17 protein-coding genes are annotated in these 20,826 nt (G+C 71.8%); 3 read left to right on the forward strand and 14 right to left on the reverse strand.

Going from position 1 to position 20,826, the window contains the following annotated elements; genetic code table 11:
• The coding region (locus GTW67_RS34425) for an acyl-CoA carboxylase subunit beta (RefSeq protein ID WP_272920559.1) at positions 1-1,082 on the reverse strand (1,082 nt) is incomplete at its 3' end.
• A 154-nt stretch (positions 1,083-1,236) separates the two neighbouring features.
• Positions 1,237-3,594 (reverse strand): polysaccharide lyase 8 family protein, encoded by a 2,358-nt coding sequence (locus GTW67_RS34430; protein WP_161168655.1) that lies wholly within the window; start codon positions 3,592-3,594, stop codon positions 1,237-1,239.
• Between the two features lie 161 nt (positions 3,595-3,755).
• Here GTW67_RS34430 and GTW67_RS34435 point away from each other — a divergent pair, with 161 nt between their 5' ends.
• The gene (locus GTW67_RS34435; RefSeq protein ID WP_161168641.1) at positions 3,756-4,361 is read left to right on the forward strand and encodes a YceI family protein; all 606 of its coding nucleotides are present in this window, start codon (positions 3,756-3,758) and stop codon (positions 4,359-4,361) included.
• On the opposite strand, the gene GTW67_RS34440 is transcribed toward GTW67_RS34435, so the two are convergent.
• From GTW67_RS34440 to ureA, 7 genes are all read right to left on the reverse strand, one after another.
• Positions 4,348-4,923 (reverse strand): cysteine hydrolase family protein, encoded by a 576-nt coding sequence (locus tag GTW67_RS34440; protein WP_161168642.1) that lies wholly within the window; start codon positions 4,921-4,923, stop codon positions 4,348-4,350. The two genes, GTW67_RS34435 and GTW67_RS34440, sit on opposite strands and share 14 nt — an antisense overlap.
• Before the next feature lie 86 nt (positions 4,924-5,009).
• On the reverse strand, positions 5,010-6,362 hold the full coding sequence (locus GTW67_RS34445) for a hypothetical protein (protein WP_161168643.1): 1,353 nt from the start codon (positions 6,360-6,362) through the stop codon (positions 5,010-5,012).
• Between the two features lie 75 nt (positions 6,363-6,437).
• The gene (cimA, locus tag GTW67_RS34450; RefSeq protein ID WP_161168644.1) at positions 6,438-8,042 is read right to left on the reverse strand and encodes a citramalate synthase; all 1,605 of its coding nucleotides are present in this window, start codon (positions 8,040-8,042) and stop codon (positions 6,438-6,440) included.
• A gap of 319 nt (positions 8,043-8,361) precedes the next feature.
• Positions 8,362-8,964, reverse strand: a complete 603-nt coding sequence (locus GTW67_RS34455; RefSeq protein WP_161168645.1) for a TetR/AcrR family transcriptional regulator — start codon at positions 8,962-8,964, stop codon at positions 8,362-8,364.
• Positions 8,965-8,972: 8 nt separating this feature from the next.
• Positions 8,973-9,992 carry an agmatine deiminase family protein gene (locus GTW67_RS34460; protein WP_161168646.1) on the reverse strand — a complete coding sequence of 340 codons (1,020 nt, stop codon included), beginning with the start codon at positions 9,990-9,992 and terminating at the stop codon, positions 8,973-8,975.
• A 17-nt stretch (positions 9,993-10,009) separates the two neighbouring features.
• On the reverse strand, positions 10,010-11,722 hold the full coding sequence (locus tag GTW67_RS34465) for an urease subunit alpha (protein WP_161168647.1): 1,713 nt from the start codon (positions 11,720-11,722) through the stop codon (positions 10,010-10,012).
• On the reverse strand, positions 11,719-12,423 hold the full coding sequence (gene ureA / locus GTW67_RS34470) for an urease subunit gamma (RefSeq protein WP_161168648.1): 705 nt from the start codon (positions 12,421-12,423) through the stop codon (positions 11,719-11,721). The genes GTW67_RS34465 and ureA overlap by 4 nt, the downstream gene beginning before the upstream one ends.
• A gap of 144 nt (positions 12,424-12,567) precedes the next feature.
• Between ureA and GTW67_RS34475 the strand changes: the two genes are divergently transcribed.
• Positions 12,568-14,025: a cytosine permease gene (locus GTW67_RS34475; RefSeq protein ID WP_161168649.1), complete on the forward strand. Its 1,458-nt coding sequence runs from the start codon at positions 12,568-12,570 to the stop codon at positions 14,023-14,025.
• 171 nt (positions 14,026-14,196) lie between these two features.
• Here the strand turns inward: GTW67_RS34475 and GTW67_RS34480 are convergent, their stop codons facing one another.
• From GTW67_RS34480 to GTW67_RS34495, 5 genes are all read right to left on the reverse strand, one after another.
• Positions 14,197-15,285, reverse strand: coding sequence for a branched-chain amino acid aminotransferase (locus GTW67_RS34480; protein ID WP_161168650.1), 1,089 nt, complete (start codon positions 15,283-15,285; stop codon positions 14,197-14,199).
• Positions 15,286-15,545: 260 nt separating this feature from the next.
• On the reverse strand, positions 15,546-16,589 hold the full coding sequence (locus GTW67_RS34485) for a 3-isopropylmalate dehydrogenase (protein WP_161168651.1): 1,044 nt from the start codon (positions 16,587-16,589) through the stop codon (positions 15,546-15,548).
• 88 nt (positions 16,590-16,677) lie between these two features.
• Positions 16,678-16,809, reverse strand: a complete 132-nt coding sequence (locus GTW67_RS38290) for a hypothetical protein (RefSeq protein ID WP_272920560.1) — start codon at positions 16,807-16,809, stop codon at positions 16,678-16,680.
• A gap of 304 nt (positions 16,810-17,113) precedes the next feature.
• Positions 17,114-18,745, reverse strand: a complete 1,632-nt coding sequence (gene pruA, locus GTW67_RS34490; RefSeq protein ID WP_161168652.1) for an L-glutamate gamma-semialdehyde dehydrogenase — start codon at positions 18,743-18,745, stop codon at positions 17,114-17,116.
• Positions 18,746-18,794: 49 nt separating this feature from the next.
• Positions 18,795-19,721, reverse strand: coding sequence for a proline dehydrogenase family protein (locus GTW67_RS34495; RefSeq protein ID WP_161168653.1), 927 nt, complete (start codon positions 19,719-19,721; stop codon positions 18,795-18,797).
• Between the two features lie 147 nt (positions 19,722-19,868).
• Between GTW67_RS34495 and GTW67_RS34500 the strand changes: the two genes are divergently transcribed.
• Positions 19,869-20,826: PucR family transcriptional regulator (locus GTW67_RS34500; RefSeq protein ID WP_237519171.1), on the forward strand; the 958-nt coding region annotated here is incomplete at its 3' end.

The raw sequence follows: 20,826 nt of genomic DNA on the forward strand, positions 1-20,826 counted from the left end.
CACATCTGCACGAACCGGGCGGCCTTCTCGGACGCCTCGATGTCCAGGACGCCGGCCAGGGCCTGCGGCTGGTTGGCGACGATGCCGACGACCTGTCCGTCCAGGCGGGCCAGCGCGCAGATGATGTTGCGGGCCCAGCGCTCGTGGACCTCCAGGTACTCGCCGTCGTCGACGATCTCCTCGATCACCTTGGCCATGTCGTACGGACGGTTGCCGTCGGCGGGGACCAGGTCGAGCAGGACGTCCGAGCGGCGGTCGGCCGGGTCGGAGGACTCGTGGCGGGGCGGGTTCTCGCGGTTGTTCTGCGGGAGGAGCGAGAGGAGGTAGCGCACCTCGGCGATGCAGGTCTCCTCGTCGTCGTAGGCGAAGTGGCACACGCCGGAGGTCTCGGCGTGCACGTCGGCGCCGCCGAGGCCGTTCTGGGTGATCTCCTCGCCGGTGACCGCCTTGACGACGTCCGGGCCGGTGATGAACATCTGCGAGGTGTCGCGGACCATGAACACGAAGTCCGTCAGCGCCGGGCTGTAGGCCGCGCCGCCCGCGCACGGGCCGAGCATCACCGAGATCTGCGGGATGACGCCGGACGCCTTGGTGTTGCGCTGGAAGATGCCGCCGTACCCGGCGAGGGCGCTGACGCCCTCCTGGATGCGGGCGCCGGCGCCGTCGTTGAGGGAGACCAGCGGGGCACCGGCCGCGATGGCCATGTCCATGATCTTGTGGATCTTCGTGGCGTGGGCCTCGCCCAGCGCGCCGCCGAAGATCCGGAAGTCGTGCGCGTACACGAAGACCGTCCGGCCCTCGACCATGCCCCAGCCGGTGATGACACCGTCGGTGTACGGCTTCTTGGCCTCCAGGCCGAACCCGGTCGCCCGGTGCCGGCGCAGCTGCTCGACCTCCCGGAAGGACCCCGGGTCCACGAGCAGCTCGATGCGCTCGCGCGCGGTCAGCTTGCCCTTGGCGTGCTGCGCCGCCGTCGCCTTCTCGCTCGGCCCGGCCAGCGCCTGGGCACGGATCTCGTGCAGTTCGGCTACTCGCCCGCGTGCGTCCGTCGGCTCACCCGGCGCCTCATCCAAAACGGTCATGTAGCGACTCTACGAAGCGGACCCAGGAAAGCGAGCCGTCGACTCCGTACAGTCTCCGACCCGTTTTCCTGGTACCACTGAACAGAACCTAGACGGCATGCAGCCTTTTCGACTGCTCAGAGGGCCTGCGCCTTGTAGGGGTCACACAAAGCCGTCAGCTGAGAGTCACCTCACATTCATGGGTGGTACATACCACCCCTGGAGTGACACGGAGGCGCAGTCGGCGGCCCGTGGCGACGATCTCGACCGACTCGTCGGCACTCACGACGCCCCGCACCGGATGGTCCCAGACGATCTCCAGGGGGGCGCCCGTGCGCGGCGGCTCGCTCACGCAGAGCCTAGCGGTACGGCCCCGGCGGCGGACCAGCACGCTCGCCCCCGCCGTCGCGGTGAGCGGGCCGGCGGTGCCGGGTCCCCAGAAGTTCGCCGCCGTCAGGCCGAGCGACGGCACGGTGACGGCCTGGCACCGCTCGTCGTTGGCGAGGACCGTCATCCACCCGCGGTCGGCGGCGCGTCCCGAGACCGTCCGGCGGGAGGCCCCCGGCATGAGGACGTAGACGTACCCGGCGCCGTGCGGGTCCGTGCCGTGGTCCAGCCAGAGCGTCTGCCAGCGGCGGGTGCGGCGCTCGGTGGTGCTGGTGGTGTTGATGTCCGACCAGGCGCCCGTACGGTCCTCGCGCAGGGTCCGCAGGCCGCCGCCGGGCACGATCCAGCCGCCGTGGTCCTCCAGGTGGGCCCAGTCCCGGCCGCGAGTGAGGGCCTGGGTGCCGCCCTCGCCCAGGTTGCGGTTGTCGACGACCGTCTCGACGGGGACGCCGTCCGCGCAGGTGATGCCGGCGCCCAGGCAGATCACGGCGTCGGTGAGGAAGTACCAGGACTTGCGGGCTTCGAGGGTGGAGCCGAGCCCCTTGAGGTGCTGGCCGACGGCGGCGTACTCGCCGTCGGTCGTCCCGCCGACCCAGCGCACGTCGGGCTTGGGCTCGCCCCACTCGCCGCCGGCCCGGTCGGGGAGCCGGCGGGTGGAGACGGTGGTGCCGGGCAGGCGGTACCAGTCGACGGTCGGCCAGAACCAGTCCGTGTACTGATCGGACCGGCCGGACCCCCTGTCGTTCGGCCACCAGGTGAGCATCCCCGAGCCCGTGTGCCAGCCGCGCGGGTTCTCGCCGTTGCCGCACTCGTAGTGGGCGATGCGGTCGCTGGCCATGGCGAGGCCCGCGGTGAAGGCGGGTCGGCGGTGCACGGCGCGGTCCATGGCGGCGAAGAGGTGGTGTCCGATCGGCTCGGGCGCCGCCTCGACGGGCGCGTCGGCGATGGCCCGCAGCCTGGCCAGGTCGGCCACTCCGAACTGGGGCGCGGTGAGGACGGGCGTGACGGTGTCGCGGGCGATCCAGCCCTTGATCCGGGCGTGCCAGCGGTCGCGCTCGGCCTCGCTCGCGCCGCCCGCGAGGACCGCCATGGCCGCGATGAGCTGCTGCCCGTGGAAGTGGTCGCTGCGCATGACGCGCAGGTCGTCGCCGAGGAGGTACCCCCGGCTGATGGCACGGCCGTTGACGGTGTCCATGACCAGTCCGTCGTGGATGAGCGGCGCGTAGGCGTTCTCGACGCTGTCCAGGACGATCTGCCGGCCCGGGTCCGTGACCTCCCACTCCGACCCGGCGAGCAGGGTGAACAGGCGGCCCAGCCCGTCCAGCATGACCTGGCCGTACGTCCCCGAGTAGGCGATCCAGGTGTGCTGGACGAACGACCCGTCGGCGTAGAGCCCGTCGCCCTTCGTGACGTACGGGAAGACGGGCGAGAGGGCGTCGCGGGCGAGGGCGATCTTGGCGGGGGCACGGCCCAGGACGCCGCGCAGGGCGACGGAGCGGCACAGGTCGACGCGGTTGGCGCCGGTGGATGTGCCGGTGTAGTCGCCGAGCATCGCGTCCGGCACGAAGTGGTCGACGGCGGCGCAGGCGGCGGTGACGCGCTCGGCGCCGAGGCGGTCGTACAGGGCGGCCGTGATGTCCATGAGCAGGCGCGGGCTGCCGATCTGCCACTCCCACCAGTTGCCGTAGCGGGTGGTGCCCGGGTTGTAGACGGTGGCGGAGAGATGGTCGAGGCCGCGCAGGAGATCGGCGAGGAGGGCCGCGTCGCCGGTGGATCCGGTGCCCTGCTGGACGTAGGCCTGGGTCATGGTCCACAGCCGGCCGTAGCTGAAGGTGATGCCGGCGGGCGGGTCGAAAGGCCGGCCGGGCCAGAGCGACGTGGGGGTGGGGGCCATGGCGGCGCGGAAGGCGCGGGCGCGTTCGCCGGTCTCGGCGAGGCGTGCGGCGTACGGCTCGGCGGCCCGGTCGTAGCCGGTGCCGAGGGCGATGTCGAGCCAGCGTCGCCTGAGGGTGTCGTACGGGTCGTCGGCGGCTGCGGCGGGGGCGGTGAGCGCCGGGGTGAGACCGGCGGCCAGGGCCGCGGCGAGCAGGACGGTGCGTCGGGTGGGGGCGGGGGTCCGGTGCGCGCGATGCCACGGAGAGGTCATGCTCATGCCGTCTATCACGACCGTGCCCGGCCGGGGAAGAACGCGGCACGGAGTGATCCTTCCGGGAAACTCCGCGGATGATGTTGAACATTGAACGGAATAGGTCTACGGTCGTTCCCGTTGGACTGATTGAACATTCAACGAAACCCCAGGAGATCGTCATGGGCCTCTTCGGCAACAAGTCCGCCACCCCCGCCACCACCGCTCCCGCCGCCGTCAACCCGGACCTCGCCGCCCTCACCGGCGACTACGCGATCGACCCGTCCCACACCACGATCGGCTTCGTCGCCCGGCACGCCATGGTCACGAACGTCAAGGGCAAGTTCCTCGACTTCACCGGCACGCTGCACCTGGACGGCACCGCCCCGGCCGAGTCCACGGCGTCCCTCGACGTCACGATGGACAGCATCGACACCGGGTCCGCCGACCGCGACGGCCACCTGAAGAGCGCGGACTTCTTCAAGACGGACGAGTTCCCCAAGATGACCTTCCGCTCCACCAAGGCGGAGGCCCTCGGCGGTGACGACTACCGCGTCACCGGCGACCTGACCATCCTCGGCACCACCAAGCCGATCACCATCGACCTGGAGTTCAACGGCGCCGCCAAGGACCCGTTCGGCAACGAGCGCGTCGGCTTCGAGGGCAAGGCCGAGATCCTGCGCTCCGAGTGGGGCCTGACCTGGAACGCGGCCCTGGAGACGGGCGGCGTCCTGGTGTCCGACAAGATCAAGCTGAACTTCGACATCTCGGCGATCAAGCAGGCGTGAGGCCGCCGGCCCCCTCGGGGGCGGTGAAGTCCACGTCGGCGGCGGCCCGGACCCGGATACGGCGGCCGGGCCAGCCGATCGTCCGGTAGATCGCGTTGCACTGGGCGATCGAGGCGTCCGCCGGGACGAGGTCGGTGTCGGCCTCGCCGCGCAGCGAGGTGGTGTGGCCGTCGGCCACGACGACCAGGTCGTAGCCCCGGCTCAGCGCCTGCCGTGCCGTGGTGTCCACGCAGACCTCCGTGGCGAAGCCCGTCACGATCACCTCGGTGACGCCCAGCCCCTCCAGCACGGCGCCGAGGTCCGTGCCCAGGAAGCTGTCCGGCGCCGTCTTGTCGACGACCGTCTCCCCCTCGCGGGGCGCCAGCTCGGGCACGACGTGCCAGCCCTCCGTGCCGGGCACCATCCCCGCGTCCCCCTGCCGGATCGTCACCACCGGGACGCCGGCCGCGCGGGCCCGCTCGCTCAGTCCGGCGATCGCGGCGACCGTCTCCCCGGCGCGGTGGGCCATGGCGACCGTCGTGTTCTGCATGTCGATGACGAGGAGCGCGGGCGTGTGCGTCATGCGCTCACGCTAGCGACGCCTGTGCCCGGCCGCCCCCCGTTTTGGGCCCGCCCCGCGCCGGTGCGCGGGACGGGAGGCCCGGGACGTCAGAAGCCCCCGCCGAAGTCCCCTCCGCCGCCGAACCCACCGCCACCGCCGAAGTCGCCGCCGCCGAAACCGCCGCCGAAGTCGCCGGGGTCGAAGTCGCCGCCGGAGACGTCACCGCCGCCGTACCCGCCGAAGTCGCCGTACCCGGCGCCGTAGTCGGCCGCGTAGGCCGAGGTGGACATCATGCTGCCCAGCATCGTGCCGACCAGCAGGCCGGGCAGGATGCCGCCGCCGAAGTAGCCGCCCGCCCAGGGGCCGTAGGCCGGGCCCGCGTCCCAGTACGGGCGGCGGCCCTGATCGGTGTCCACCTCGCGGACCATCGGGTCCAGGCCGTCGGACAGGCGGGCCCGGTCGGCCGCGCAGACCGGCACCTCACGGGTGGCCCCGCCCGGCGGGGTCCAGGTGGCGTCGGCGACGGACGGGCCGTGGCGCGGGTCGAAGAAGCAGGGCGGCCGGCGTTCGGGCAGGGGTTTGCCCTGGCGGCGGGCGGAGAGCTGCGCGAGGGAGAACCGGCCGTCCTCCAGGGCCTCGGTGACGGACCGGACGTCCTCCGGCCGGCGGGCGTCCGCCATGTACGTCTTCGCCTGGTCGTAGGCGTCCAGCGCCCGTTCGTAGTCGGCGCGCATCGCGTCGTCCGCGCCGGGCTCGGCGGGGTGGAAGTCCAGGCGGTCGAGTTCCTCGCCGAACGCCGTGATGTCCTCGTCGACCACCACCCGCAGCCGCTCCAGCGCCGCCCGCTGCTCCTGCTCGCGGCGGAGCCGGTTGCGCCGCACCAGCGCGTAGGCGCCCGCGCCGCCGACCACCACGACCGCGCCGGCGCCGATCAGCGCGCCCGGCGAGACGGTGGAGCCGCCCGAGTCCCAGGAGGCCGGGGCCGAGCCGCGCACGCTGCGCAGCGCGTCGTCGACGAAGTCGTTCAGCTGGGCCTTGGGGTCGCCGGCCCCCTGCACGGCGGTGACCAGGTTGTTCACGCCCTGGCGGCTCAGCACGCTGCTGTCGGCGCGCGCGTCGAAGCGGTCGCCGAGGCGGATGCCGTACAGACCGGTGACGCCGGTCTCCGTGCGGAGGTTCTGGAAGAGGTTCTGCGTCGGGTAGTCCGCCGGCAGGACCGCCACGAAGACCGGTTCGTCCGCGCTCTCGATCTTGTCGGCGAGCGCATCGGCGTCCGCCTTGGACAGCAGGTCGGAGGCGGCCGGGTCGACGTACACGGGACTCTCGCGCAGGGCCGCGCCGATCTCGGACACGTCGGTGGCCGCGTGGGCGCCGGGCGCACCGGCCAGCAGCACCGCCAGGGCGGCGACGACCGGCGCGACCAGCAGGCGTATGAGGACTTGCATGCGGACGTCCTTCATACGTTCGAAAGTACCCGAATCCCTCTCAAAGAGACATCAGTGAAGAGACATCGGCAAGGAGAGGGAAGCCCGTGCTCACCGGGCCGGAGCGACCCCCGCGCGCAGCAGGCCGTACGTGTACGCGTCCTCCAGCGCCTGCCAGGACGCGGCGATGACGTTGTCCGCGACGCCCACCGTGGACCACTCCCCCGTCCCGTCGGACGTGGAGATGAGGACGCGGGTCGTGGACTGGGTGCCGTGCACGCCCTCCAGGATGCGGACCTTGTAGTCGACCAGGTCGAGCTTGGCGAGCTCCGGGTAGATCTTCTCCAGGGCGACGCGCAGGGACCGGTCGAGGGCGTTGACCGGGCCGTTGCCCTCGGCGGTGGCGACGATGCGCTCGCCCTTGGCCCACAGCTTCACGGTGGCCTCGTTGGCGTGGGTGCCGTCGGGGCGGTCCTCGACGATCGCGCGCCAGGACTCGACCTCGAAGTACGCCGGCTTCCTGCCCTCGGCCTCCGCGCGCAGCAGGAGTTCGAAGCTGGCGTCCGCGGCCTCGTACGTGTAGCCCTTGAGCTCGCGCTCCTTGACCCGCTCCACGACCCGGCCGACCAGTTCCCGGTCGCCGCCGAGGTCGACGCCGAGCTCCTTGCCCTTGAGCTCGATGGAGGCGCGGCCGGCCATGTCGGAGACCAGCATGCGCATGGTGTTGCCGACCAGCTCGGGGTCGATGTGCTGGTACAGGTCCGGGTCGACCTTGATCGCGGAGGCGTGCAGGCCGGCCTTGTGCGCGAAGGCGGAGACGCCGACGTAGGGCTGGTGGGTGGAGGGCGTGAGGTTGACGACCTCGGCGATGGCGTGGGAGATGCGGGTCATCTCGCGCAGCCGGCCCTCGGGGAGGACCCGCTTGCCGTACTTCAGCTCCAGGGCGGCGACGACCGGGAACAGGTTGGCGTTGCCGACGCGCTCGCCGTAGCCGTTGGCCGTGCACTGCACGTGGGTCGCGCCCGCGTCGACGGCGGCGAGGGTGTTGGCGACCGCGCACCCGGTGTCGTCCTGGGCGTGGATGCCGAGCCGGGCGCCGGTGTCGGCCAGCACCGTGGCGACCACGGCCTGGATCTGCGCCGGGAGCATGCCGCCGTTGGTGTCGCACAGGACGACGACGTCGGCGCCCGCCTCGGAGGCGGCGCGGACGACGGCCTTGGCGTAGGCGGGGTTGGCGCGGTAGCCGTCGAAGAAGTGCTCGCAGTCGACGAAGACCCGGCGGCCCTGGGCCTTCAGGTGGGCGACCGTGTCCGCGACCATGGCCAGGTTCTCGTCGAGCGTGGTGCGCAGCGCCAGTTCGACGTGCCGGTCGTGGGACTTGGCGACCAGCGTGATCACCTGGGCGCCGGACTCCAGCAACGCCCTGACCTGGGGGTCCTCGGCGGCGGTCGTGCCGGCGCGGCGGGTGGAGCCGAAGGCGACCAGCTGGGCGTGCCGGAAGTCGATCTCCTGCTGGGCGCGGGCGAAGAACTCGGTGTCACGCGGGTTCGCGCCGGGCCAGCCGCCCTCGATGAAGCCCACACCGAAGTCGTCCAGGTGCCGTGCGATGGCCAGCTTGTCCGCGACCGTGAGGTTGATGCCCTCGCGCTGCGCGCCGTCGCGCAGGGTGGTGTCGAAGACGTGGAACGAATCGTCGAGTTCGCTGGTTGCGGTCATGATCTGAAGGCTCCTGTAGGGGATCTCGGTCAACCGGAATGACCGGCTCCACCGTCCATCTATGATCCCTCGCGCTCTCTTCCCGGCTGGAGGTGGGCCAGGAAAACGAAAAACCCCTCGCGGGTGCGAGAGGTCTGCGCGCGGGTCGAGGACGACGGTGGCCACCCGTACCTGGTCGTACGTGGTGGTCACTGCGGACCGGCGCGCCTGCTGCCAATAATCATGGCGAACGAGAGCACGGGGGAAGTCTGGCACAGTCCGTCCCCCTCTCACCGTCCGTCTCAGGATGCGAGCGGGGGCCGTCCGCGGCAGGGTCGCGTCAGGGCGCCGCGTACAGGCCGTCCGCGAGGAACTCCCGTACGTGACCGAGGACCTGCGCCCGGTCCGTGCCGCGCAGCCCGATCGCCACGTGGATGGCGAAGCCGTCGAGGAGGGCGCGCAGACGGGCCGCGAAACGGTCGGGGTCGACGGGGCGGAACTCACCGCGCGAGACGCCCTCGGCGAGCAGGGCGACGAGGTCGCGGTGCCAGGCGCCCTCGATGGCCACCTGACGGTCACGGGCGTCGTCGTCGGCATTCTGCGATCGGTTCCACACCTCCAGCCACAGCGTCCAGTGCGGGTCGCGGTGGCCGTCGGGCACGTAGAGGTCGACGTAGGCGTCGAGGCGTTCGCGGGCGGTGCCCGCCCGGGTGAGCAGGCGGGCCCGCTCCGCGCCGAGGCGGCCCTCGCTCCACTCCAGGGTGCGCAGCAGCAGCTCGTCCTTGGAGTGGAAGTAGTACAGGAGATGCCCGCTGCTCATGCCGACCTCGCGGCCGAGCGCCGCCATGGTGAGCTTCTCCAGGCCGCGCTCGGCGATCATCTCCATGGCGGCGGCGAGCACGTTCTCGCGCGGCGGGGCCTGCCTGCGCCCACCACCGGCCATGTCCGCTCCTAGGTCCTCGGCTGCTGCTGCGTGATGCAGTGGATGCCTCCACCGCTCGCGAAGATCGTACGGGCGTCCACCAGGGTCACCGTGCGCTCGGGGAACAGACGGCGGAAGATGCCCGCCGCGAGTTCGTCGTTCGGGTCGTCGAAGGCGCACAGGACGACACCGTCGTTGCACAGGTAGTGGTTGATGTACGAGTAGTCGACCCAGTCGCCCTCCTCGTCCTTCAGGACGGTCGGGGCGGGGATCTCGACGACCTCCAGGCGGCGCCCCTTGGCGTCGGTCTGGGCACGGAGGATGTCCAGGTAGAGCTGGGAGCGGGCGTGGTCGGGGTGGCGGGGGTCGCGCTGGCTGTGCACGACGACGGTGCCCGGCCGGGCGAAGGCCGCGACGATGTCGACGTGGCCCTGGGTGCCGTACATGCCGTAGTCGCCGGCCAGGCCGTGCGGGAGCCAGATCGCCTTGGTGGTGCCGAGCCTGGCGTGGATCTCCGCCTCGACCTCCTCGCGGCTCCAGCCGGGGTTGCGGCCGGAGCCGAGCTGCACGGTGTCGGTCAGCAGGACCGTGCCCTCGCCGTCGACGTGGATCGCGCCGCCCTCGTTGACGAGCGTGCTGGCGAGGACGGGGACACCGGCGAGGTCGGCGACATGGCGGCCGATCTTGGAGTCGTGCTCCCAGCGGGCCCAGTCCTGGGCGCCCCAGCCGTTGAACACCCAGTCCACGGCGGCCAGACCCCCCTGCCCGTCCGTCACGAAGGTCGGGCCGATGTCGCGCATCCAGGCGTCGTCCAGCTCGCGTTCCACCAGCTCGACGTCGGGGCCGAGCAGTTCGCGCGCGGTGTCGGCCTGGCCGGGTCCGTGCACCATCGTCACCGGCTCGAAGCGGCGCACCGCGCGGGCGACGGACGCCCAGGCGGCGCGGGCCTCGGCCAGCTCCTCGTCGTTCGTGAACGTCGGGTTGGGGCCGGGCCAGGCCATCCAGGTGCGCTCGTGCGGGGCCCACTCGGGGGGCATGCGGAAGGTCATGGAGATGTCCCAGGAGGTCAGAGGAAGTAGAGGCGGTTGAGCGAGACGGAGTCGGCCGGTTCGGAGCGCAGCGGGTCGCCGTCGAGGGTGACCAGCCCGGTGCGCTGGTCGACGTCGACCTGTCCGGTACGGGAGTTCAGGCGCAGGTCGGCCGGTCCGATGCCCCGGGTGCCGCGTACGGCGACCCGGCGGCGGCGGGTCGGCATCGTGTCGTGCCCCTGGTCGACGGCGGCCTGCGCGACGAAGGCCACGGAGATCTCGGCCGGTGTGGCACCGTACGCGCCGAACTGCGGGCCGAGCACGAGGGGTTCGCAGGTGTCGGTGGCCGCGTTCGGGTCGCCGGTCACGCCGTAGGCCGGGAAGCCCGACTTGAGGACGAGCTGCGGCTTGGCGCCGAAGAACTCCGGGCGCCACAGGACGATGTCGGCGAGCTTGCCGGCCTCGATCGAGCCGACCTCGTGGGACAGCCCGTGGGCGATCGCGGGGTTGATGGTCAGCTTGGCGATGTAGCGCAGGACGCGCTCGTTGTCGTTGTCGTCGTCGGGGGCGCCGAACTCGGCCTTCATCTTGCCGGCCATCGCGAAGGTGCGCCGGACGGTCTCGCCGGCCCGGCCCATGCCCTGCGCGTCGGAGGAGGTGATGCCGATCGCGCCCAGGTCGTGCAGCACGTCCTCGGCGCCCATCGTCCCGGCGCGGATGCGGTCGCGGGCCATGGCGGCGTCGCCGGGCAGGTCGGTCTTGAGGTCGTGGACGGAGACGATCATGCCGTAGTGCTCGGCGACCGCGTCCCGCCCGAAGGGCAGGGTGGGGTTGGTGGAGGAGCCGATGACGTTGGGGACGCCGGCCATCTTCAGCACGTTGGGGACGTGTCCGCCGCCGCAGCCCTCGATGTGGAAGGCGTGGATGGTGCGGCCCTCCAGGACGCGGAGGGTGTCCTCCACGGAGAGGCATTCGTTCAGGCCGTCGCTGTGCAGGGCGACCTGGACGTCGTGCTCCTCGGCGACGCGCAGCGCGGTGTCCAGGGCGCGGGTGTGGGCGCCCATGTCCTCGTGCACCTTGAATCCGGACGCCCCGCCCTCGGCCAGCGCCTCGATCAGCGGCGCCTCGTGGGAGGAGGAACCCCGGCCCAGGAAGCCGATGTTGACGGGCCAGGCGTCGAACGCGCCGAACGCGTGCTTCAGCGCCCAGGGCGAGTTGACGCCGACGCCCCAGACCGGGCCGAACTCCTGGCCGATGATCGTCGTCACGCCGGACGCGAGCGACGCCTCCATGATGCGCGGGGAGAGCAGGTGCACATGGGTGTCGACGGCTCCGGCGGTGGCGATGAGCCCTTCGCCGGACACGATGGACGTGCCCGTGCCGACGACGACGTCGACGCCGTCGAGGGTGTCGGGGTTGCCGGCCCGGCCGATCGAGCAGATCCGGCCCTCGCGGATGCCGATGGAGACCTTCCGGATGCCCTGCGCCGCGTCGATCACGACGACGTTGCTGATGACGACGTCGCAGGTCTCGCGGACGGCGGCGGCCTTGAGGTGCAGTCCGTCGCGGGCGGTCTTGCCGAAGCCGGCGAGGAACTCGTCGCCGTAGCGCTGGGCGTCGGACTCGACGCGGATCGTCAGGCCCGAGTCGCCGAGCCGGACCCGGTCACCGGCGCGGGGGCCGTGGGTCGCGGCGTACTCGTACGGGGTGAGGCGGCGGGCCTCGGCGGGGTGTCCTCCAGGGCGGCTCATCGCTCGACCTCCTGATCGGGTGTGTGCGTGACGCCGAGGTAGCCGCAGGCGGCGGCCCGGCGCAGGGCCTCCTCCTTCGCGCCCGGCGCGTCCAGCGGGCCGTCGACCAGACCGGCGAACCCGATCGCGACGCGGCGCCCGCCGATGGGCACGAGCCCGACCTCGGCGCTCTCCCCCGGCCCGAAGCGGACGGACGACCCGGCGGGCACGGCCAGGCGCAGGCCGTAGGCCCGCGCACGGTCGAAGTCCAGGCGCGGGTTGGCCTCGAAGAAGTGGAAGTGGGAGGTGACGGAGACGGGCACGGTGGCCGTGTTGGTGACGGTCAGCCGGTCCACCGCCTCGGGCTCGGCGTGCTGCGGTCCGGGCAGCAGGGCGCCCGGGGCGTCCTCCCCCAGGCCGCCGCCGAGCGGGTCGGAGACGACCGCGAGCCGCGAGCCGTCGTCGAACACGGCCTCCACATGCACCTCGGTGACCACGTCGGCGACGCCGGGCAGCACGTCGTCGGGGCCGAGCACGGACCGGGCGCGCTCGATCGCCTCGGCGAGGCGCGCACCGTCCCGGGCGGCCTCGCACACGGTGTCCGCGATGAGGGCCGTCGCCTCCGGGACGTTCAGGCGGAGCCCTCGGGCCCGGCGGGCCCGGGCCAGTTCGGCGGCTCCGAAGAGCAGCAGCCGGTCACGTTCCGTGGGAGTCAGTCTCACGACGCGGCACCTCCTTGCCTTCCACGCATTAGAGCATCACTCTAAACGTCGAATTCATGGAACGGAAACGTTGACGGAGAGCCTTGGCGGACGTCACATTGAACGTCGCTCTAACCATCAGGCGGCCGTCGAAGGAGACCAGCCATGCCGATAGAACAGCGCGGTGTCGACACCATCCCCGAGGCCGAACGCACCAGCGGGCCCCGGGACCTGGTCTCGATCCTGCTGGGGTCCAACCTCTGCCTCGGCGTGATCGTCTTCGGCTGGCTGCCGCCGTCCTTCGGCCTCGACTGGTGGGGCTCGGTCAGCTCGGTGCTGGCGGGCACGGTCGTCGGCACGCTGTTCACGGCCCCGCTCGCGCTGGTCTCGCTGCGCACCGCGACCAACCTGTCGACGTCGTCCGGCGCCCAGTTCGGGGTGCGCGGCCGGCTGGTCGGCTCGGTGGTCGGCCTGCTGCTGGCCCTCGGCTACACCGCGCTGACCGTGTGGATCGGCGGGGACGTGATGGTGGGCGTGCTCGGCCGGCTCTTCGGGCTCCCCGACGGCGGCGCCTCGTACGCCGTCGTCTACGGGCTGCTCGCGGCGGCCACCGTGGCGGGCGCGGTCTACGGCTACCGGGTGCTGCTCGCCATGTCGCGCGTGCTGGCCTTCGGCATGACGGCGCTGCTGGTCCTCGGCGTGTTCGCCTACGCCCCCGACTTCACGACCGCCGCGCTGCCGGACGCGGGCGGCTATCTGCTGGGCGGGTTCTGGCCGACCTGGCTGCTCGCCGCCGTGGCGGCCGGGCTGTCCGGGCCGATCGCCTTCATCACGCTGCTCGGCGACTACACCCGCTACATCTCCCCGGCCCGCTTCTCCTCCCGCCGGGTGCTGCACGCGACCTGGCTGGGGCTGCTGCTCGGCCTGCTGGTGCCGCAGCTCTTCGGCACCTTCACGGCGTACGCGGCGCGCGCCGCGCTGGACTACGCCGGCCCGCTGGTCGACGCGTCCCCCGGCTGGTACCTGGTGCCGCTGCTGCTCGCCGCGTCCGCGGGGTCGGTCGGCAACGCGGGGCTGATGCTGTACTCGATGGGCCTGGACCTGGACGCGATCCTGCCGCGCGCCTCGCGTGCCCGGGCCACCGTCACGGTCGCCGTCGTCGCCACGGTCTGCGTCTTCGCCGGGCACTACGCGTGGGACGCGCAGTCGGCGATGACGTCGTTCGTCCTGCTGCTCACGGCGATCGGCACGCCCTGGGCGGTCATCACCCTCATCGGCTTCGTCCGCTCCGGCGGCCGGTACGACGCGGACGCCCTCCAGGTCTTCAACCGGCGGGCGCGGGGCGGGATCTACTGGTACCGGGCGGGCTGGAACCTCCCGGCCACGGTCGCCTGGGCGGCGGGCGCCCTCGTCGGCGTCCTGGCGGTCTCCCTGCCGACGTACGAGGGCCCCCTGCTGACCCTCACCGGCGGCGTGGACTGCAGCTTCCTGCTGTCGGGCCTGGTGGGCGGGGCGGTGTACGCCCTGTCGACACGGCGAGCGGACACACCTGCGGCGCCGGAGGCCGTGACGGCACCGGCCGAGTCGAGCGGTGGACGCGCACAGCCCACCCCGCACGGATAGCGCCGGGGGCGCCGGACACCGTGCGCCCGCTTCCTGGCCCACCGAGTCGGGTGGTGGGTGGGCATAGGCCGGGGGTCCGGGGGCGGAGCCCCCGGGAGGGTCCGCCCCGGCGCCGGGTGCCTCACGGCGGGGGCCGCCGCGCAGCTCCCGGCAGGGCCCGCGCCGGGTGCCTTACGCCAGCCGGTGCATCCAGCCGTGCTTGTCCTCGACCGTCCCCCGCTGGATGTCCAGCAGCGCGCCCCGCAGCCGCGTCGTCACCTCACCCGGCTCGCCCCCACTCTGCTGCCACTGCGCACCCTCCCGCTTCACCGTCCCGACCGGCGTGATCACCGCCGCCGTACCGCAGGCGAAGACCTCCGTGAGGCTCCCGTTCTCCGAGTCCCGCTGCCACTGCTCCACCGAGACCCGCCCCTCCTCGGCCTCGTAGCCGAGGTCACGGGCGACGGTGAGCAGGGAGTCCCGGGTGACGCCCTCCAGGATGGACCCCGTGAGCGACGGCGTGATGATCTTGTCGCCGTACACGAAGTACAGGTTCATCCCGCCCAGCTCCTCGACCCACGTGCGCTCGATCGCGTCGAGGTAGCAGACCTGGTCGCACCCCTTCGCCGCGGCCTCCGCCTGCGCGAGCAGCGACGCCGCGTAGTTGCCGCCGGTCTTGGCGTCGCCCATGCCGCCGGGGACGGCGCGGACGCGGTCCTCGGAGACCCAGATGGAGACCGGCTTGACGCCGCCCGGGAAGTAGGCGCCGGCCGGGGAGGCGATGACGATGAAGAGGTACTCGTTGGCCGGCTTCACGCCCAGGCCGACCTCGGTCGCGATCATGAAGGGGCGCAGGTAGAGGGACTCCTCGCCGCCGTGCGCCGGGACCCACTTCTCGTCCTGCGCGACCAGCGCGTCGCACGCCTCGATGAAGGTCTCCACCGGCAGCTCGGGCATGCCGAGCCGGCGCGAGGAGGCCTGGAAGCGGGCGCCGTTCTTCTCCGGGCGGAAGGTGGCGACGGACCCGTCGGGCCGGCGGTAGGCCTTGAGTCCCTCGAAGATCTCCTGCGCGTAGTGCAGGACCATGGTGGCCGGGTCGAGGGAGAGCGGGGCGTACGGCACGAGCTGGCCGTCGTGCCAGCCGCGGCCCTCCGTCCACTTGATCGTCACCATGTGATCGGTGAAGTGGCGGCCGAACCCCGGGTTGGCCAGGATCGCCGCCCGCTCGGCGTCGGAGAGCGGGTTGGCGGAAGGCTTGAGCTCGATCGTGGGCGTCGTCATGGGTTGATGTCCTTCACCGGTTGTCGTGACGGGCCGCGTTCACGCCCGTACGGCCGGTGGCCGGTGCTAGGACGTCCGAGCATTCCCTCATGTCGCGGCTTCGCGTTCGATTATCGCGCGCGGAAGGCGACGGGTGAAACAGGGTGAATGCGGTCCAGGATTCGATGGTCGCACCTGGCGGACGCAGGAGAAAGCCGCCGGGTGCCTTGTTTTTCGGACCCGGCGGCTTCGAAAGGTTGTGTTTCGAGTGCGCGGCCCGGTCAGCCGGCTACTCGTGCGGCGAGCGCGTCGCCGATCTCGGAGGTGCTGCGGGCCGGCTTGCCGACGCGCTCGCCGAGGTCGGTGGCGACGGCCTCCTCGATCCGGGTCGCCTCGGCGTCGTGGCCGAGGTGGCGCAGCAGCAGGGCGACGGACAGGACCGTGGCGGTCGGGTCGGCCTTGCCCTGGCCGGCGATGTCGGGCGCGGAACCGTGCACCGGCTCGAACATCGAGGGGAACTCGCCGGACGGGTTGATGTTCCCGCTCGCGGCGACGCCGATGCCGCCGGAGACGGCCGCGGCGAGGTCGGTGATGATGTCGCCGAACAGGTTGTCGGTGACGATCACGTCGAAGCGCTCGGGCTGCGTGACGAGGTAGATCGTCGCCGCGTCCACGTGCATGTACTCGGTGGTGACCTCGGGGAACTCCGCGGCCACCCTGTTGAAGACGTTCGTCCACAGGTGGCCGGCGAAGGTCAGCACGTTGTTCTTGTGGATCAGCGCCAGCTTCTTGCGCGGGCGGGCCTGGGCGCGGGCGAAGGCGTCGCGGACGACGCGCTCGACACCGTAGGCCGTGTTGACGGAGACCTCGGTGGCGACCTCGTGCTCGGTGCCCTTGCGGATGGTGCCGCCGTTGCCCGTGTACGGGCCCTCGGTGCCCTCGCGGACGACGACGAAGTCGATCTCCGGCTGGCCGGCGAGCGGGGTGGCGACGCCGGGGAGGAGCTTCGACGGGCGCAGGTTCACGTGGTGGTCGAAGGCGAAGCGGAGCTTGAGCAGGAAGCCGCGCTCCAGCACGCCGGACGGCACCGACGGGTCGCCGATGGCGCCGAGCAGGATGGCGTCGTGGGCCTTGAGGGCGTCGAGGTCGGCGTCGGTGAGGGTCTCACCGGTGGCGTGGTACCGCCGGGCGCCGAAGTCGAACTCCTTGGTCTCCAGCTTCACATCCTGCGGAAGGACGGCGGAGAGGACCTTCAGACCTTCGGCCACGACCTCCTGGCCGATGCCGTCACCCGGGATCACTGCGAGATTGAGGCTGCGAGACATGTCGGCACCCTACTCCTCGTCCCACGGGATGACATGCGGTGTCCGTCATACGGACACCGCGGATGCCGTCCCGGGGTCTCGCCCGTGCTCAGTGGCCGGTGGATCCGCCGTTGTCCCGGCGGTCGAGGGCGCGCTGGAGAGCGGCGGCGGCGTTCTTGCGGTCCGAGTCGCTCGTACGGGAGGCGTGGCGGACTCGGCGGCGGACGGTCGTCTCTGCCATGGGGATCGACTCCTTCGGCACACGGGGGCGCGGAAAGCGAGTGGTACGGGAGACGCCGGAAGGGGCGGGAAGCACGGTGCCGCAGGGGTTGCCTGCACGGGGCCCGGCTCACGACCGCCATCCGCTCGATGAAGCGGGACGTTCGGCTCCTACAAAACTAAGGGAGCGGCGCGCTCCTGTCTGCACAATTACTCGGACTTCCTACTATCTGAGACGGCACCCGCCACCACCCGGCCACGACCTGCGAAAACGCCCGACGGGCCAGGTCCGAAGACCTGGCCCGTCGGGCGTTCGCGTGCGGGTGTCAGCCCATGTGCGGGTACGTGTAGTCGGTCGGCGCGACCAGCGTCTCCTTGATGGCGCGGGTCAGGGTCCAGCGCATCAGGTTCTGCGGGGCGCCGGCCTTGTCGTTGGTGCCGGAGGCACGGCCGCCGCCGAAGGGCTGCTGGCCGACGACGGCGCCGGTCGACTTGTCGTTGATGTAGAAGTTGCCGGCCGCGTAGCGCAGCTTCTCCATCGTGTACGCCGCCGCCGCGCGGTCGTTGGAGACGACCGAGCCGGTGAGGGCGTAGTCCGAGACCGACTCCATCTGGGTCAGCATCTCGTCGTACTTGTCGTCCTCGTAGACGTGCACGGCGAGGATCGGGCCGAAGTACTCGGTGCGGAAGACCTCGTTCTCCGGGTCGGAGCACTCGATGACGGTCGGGCGGACGAAGTAGCCGACCGAGTCGTCGTAGGAGCCGCCCGCGACGATCGTGCAGGCGTCGTCCTCCTTGGCCCGGTCGATGGCGGCCTTGTTCTTGGCGAAGGACCGCTCGTCGATGACGGCGCCGACGAAGTTCGACAGGTCGGTGACGTCACCCATGGTGAGGTAGTCGACCTCGGCGGCGAACTCCTCCTTGAACCCGTCGTTCCAGATGGACGCCGGGACGTACGCGCGGGAGGTGGCGCTGCACTTCTGGCCCTGGTACTCGAAGGCACCGCGGGTCAGCGCGGTCTTCAGCACGGCGCGGTCCGCCGACGGGTGGGCGACGAGGAAGTCCTTGCCGCCGGTCTCGCCGACCAGGCGCGGGTAGGTGCGGTACTTCTCGATGTTGTTGCCGACCGTCTTCCACAGGTGCTGGAAGGTCTTGGTCGAGCCGGTGAAGTGGATGCCGGCCAGGTCGCGGTGGTTCAGGGCGACCTCGGAGACCTCCAGGCCGTCGCCGGTGACCAGGTTGATGACGCCCTTGGGCAGCCCGGCCTCCTCCAGCAGCTGCATGAGCAGCACCGCGGCGTGGGTCTGGGTGGGGGACGGCTTCCAGACCACCACGTTGCCCATCAGGGCCGGGGCGGTGGGCAGGTTGGCCGCGATCGCGCTGAAGTTGAAGGGCGTGATCGCGTAGACGAAGCCCTCCAGCGGGCGGTGGTCCATGCGGTTCCACACGCCCGGCGAGTTGGCCGGGGGCTGCTCGGCCAGGATGTTGCGGGCGTAGTGCACGTTGAAGCGCCAGAAGTCGACGAGCTCACAGGGGCTGTCGATCTCGGCCTGCTGGGCCGTCTTGGACTGGCCGAGCATGGTGGAGGCGGCGATGGTCTCGCGCCACGGGCCGGACAGCAGCTCGGCGGCGCGCAGGATGATCGCCGCGCGGTCGTCGAAGGACATCGCGCGCCACGCCGGGGCGGCGGCCAGGGCGGCGTCGACCGCGTCCTGGGCGTCCTGGCGGGTGGCGTTCGCGTAGGTGCCCAGGCGGGCCTTGTGGTTGTGCGGCTGCACGACGTCGAAGCGCTCACCGCCGCCCATCCGCTTGACACCGCCGATGGTGCAGGGCAGGTCGATCGGGTTGTCGGCCAGCTCGCGGAGCTTGGCCTCCAGCCGGACACGCTCGGGGGAGCCGGGGGCGTAGCCGTGCACCGGCTCGTTGACGGGGGCGGGGACCTGGGTCACAGCGTCCATGGGTTCCGTAACTCCTTGACTTCAGCGGGTTGTGCGAGCGGGTGCGGGCTCAGCCCTTGGTGACCACCGAGCGGACGAAGAACCGGAGGTTGGCCGGCTTCTCCGCCAGACGGCGCATGAAGTAGCCGTACCAGTCGGTGCCGTAGGCGGTGTAGACGCGCATGCGGTGGCCCTCGGCGGCCAGTCGCAGGTGCTCGTCGCCCCGGATGCCGTACAGCATCTGGAACTCGTACTCGTCGAGCTTGCGGCCGGCGGTGCGGGCCAGTTCCTGGGCGATGGAGATCAGGCGGGGGTCGTGCGACCCGATCATCGGGTAGCCCTCGCCCTCCATCAGCGTGCGCAGGATCCGGACGTACGCCTTGTCGATCTCGTGCCTCTGCTGGTAGGCGACCTCTGCGGGCTCCTTGTAGGCGCCCTTCACCAACCGTACGCGAGAGCCGCTGTCGGCGAGACGGCGCGCGTCGGCCTCGGTGCGGAAGAGGTAGGCCTGGATGACGCAGCCCGTCTGCGGGAAGTCCTTCCGCAGCTCCTCGTGGATGGCGAACATCGAGTCGAGGGTGGTGTGGTCCTCGGCGTCCAGGGTGACCGTGGTGCCGATCTCGGCGGCGGCCTCGACGACCGGGCGGACGTTCTTGAGGGCCAGCTCGTGGCCGCCGTCCAGCGCCTGGCCGAACATCGACAGCTTCACCGACATCTCGGCGCGGGTGCCGAGGTCCAGCGGCTTCAGCTGGTCGATCAGCTCCAGGTAGGCGTCGCGGGCGGCCTCGGCCTGCGCGGGGGTGGTGATGTCCTCGCCGACGACGTCCATCGTCAGCTCCAGGCCCTTGCCGGTGAGGTCCTGGATGATCGGCACGATCTCGTCGACCGTCTCACCGGGGATGAACCGGTCGACGACCGGCTTGGTCACCGGCGCGGCCGAGACCAGACGTCGCATCTTGTCGCTGCGCGACGCGGCGAGAATCACGGGACCCAGCACGGGGCACCTCCACTTACCAAGCAACACAAGACCGATACCCGACGTTTCGGGAACGGCACGGAGAACCACCGTGAAATCTAAGGACCTCCCCGATCGTCGGCCATCGACAGCTGTCACGCATCCGTGCCACGGTTCTCAGACAGATGTATGAAGGCCCGGCGCGAATGGGGCAGAATTGCCCGGGTGACGTCGGATTCCAGAGGTGCGGCAGGCCCCGGGAGCCCCCGGGCCGACTACCAGGAGCTGGTCGACGAGGTCTCCGAGCTGCTGGGCGCGCCGGCGACCCTGGAGAACCGCGACTTCGAGCTGATCGCCTTCGGCGCCTACGACAGCGAGGGGGACCTCGATCCCTCCGCCCTGGATCCGGTGCGCACCCGCTCGATCCTCACCCGCCGTTCGACGGCGGCCGTCCGGGCCTGGTTCGAGGGCTTCGGCATCACCCGCGCGACCGGCCCGGTGCGCATCCCGCCGACCCCGGAGGCGGGGGTGTACCGGGGCCGGACCTGTCTGCCGGTCCGGCACCGGGGTGTCGTCCTCGGCTACGTCTGGCTGCTGGACACCGACCCGGGCCCGACGGAACGGCAGCTCGCGGCGGCCATGGAGGTGACGGCCCGGATCGGCGCGCTGCTCGCGGACGAGGCGCAGCACGGCGCCGACCTGAGCCGGGAGCTGCGGGCCGTCCTGACCGCCGAGCGCGACTGGCAGCGGGACATGGCCGTGACCGAGCTGCGCACCGCCCTCGGGCCCCGCGCGGACACCCTGCACACGGTGGTGTGCGTGGCCCCCTGGCCGTCCGCCGACCCCGACGACGCGCCCTCGGTGCGTACGGTGCCGGGGGCGACGGCTCTGTGCACGGTGCCGTGGAGCGGGGCGGCCCGGTCGCTGGCGCTGCTGGTCCGGCTGCGCTCGTCGGACGTGCTGACTCCGGCGACGTCGGCGGCGGGCCGGCTGCTGGAACGGGCGCGCGGGACGGCGGGGCCCGGAGCGCAGGCAGGGGTCGCGGCGGGCGTCTCCGCTCCGCGCACCGGGCTCGCCGAGCTGGCGGACGCCTGGTGGGAGGCGTCGGCGGCGGCCCGCGCGGCGCTCGCCGAGACCCGGTTCGGTC

The sequence above is a fragment of the Streptomyces sp. SID5910 genome, from assembly GCF_009862125.1.
GTDB lineage: Bacteria > Actinomycetota > Actinomycetes > Streptomycetales > Streptomycetaceae > Streptomyces.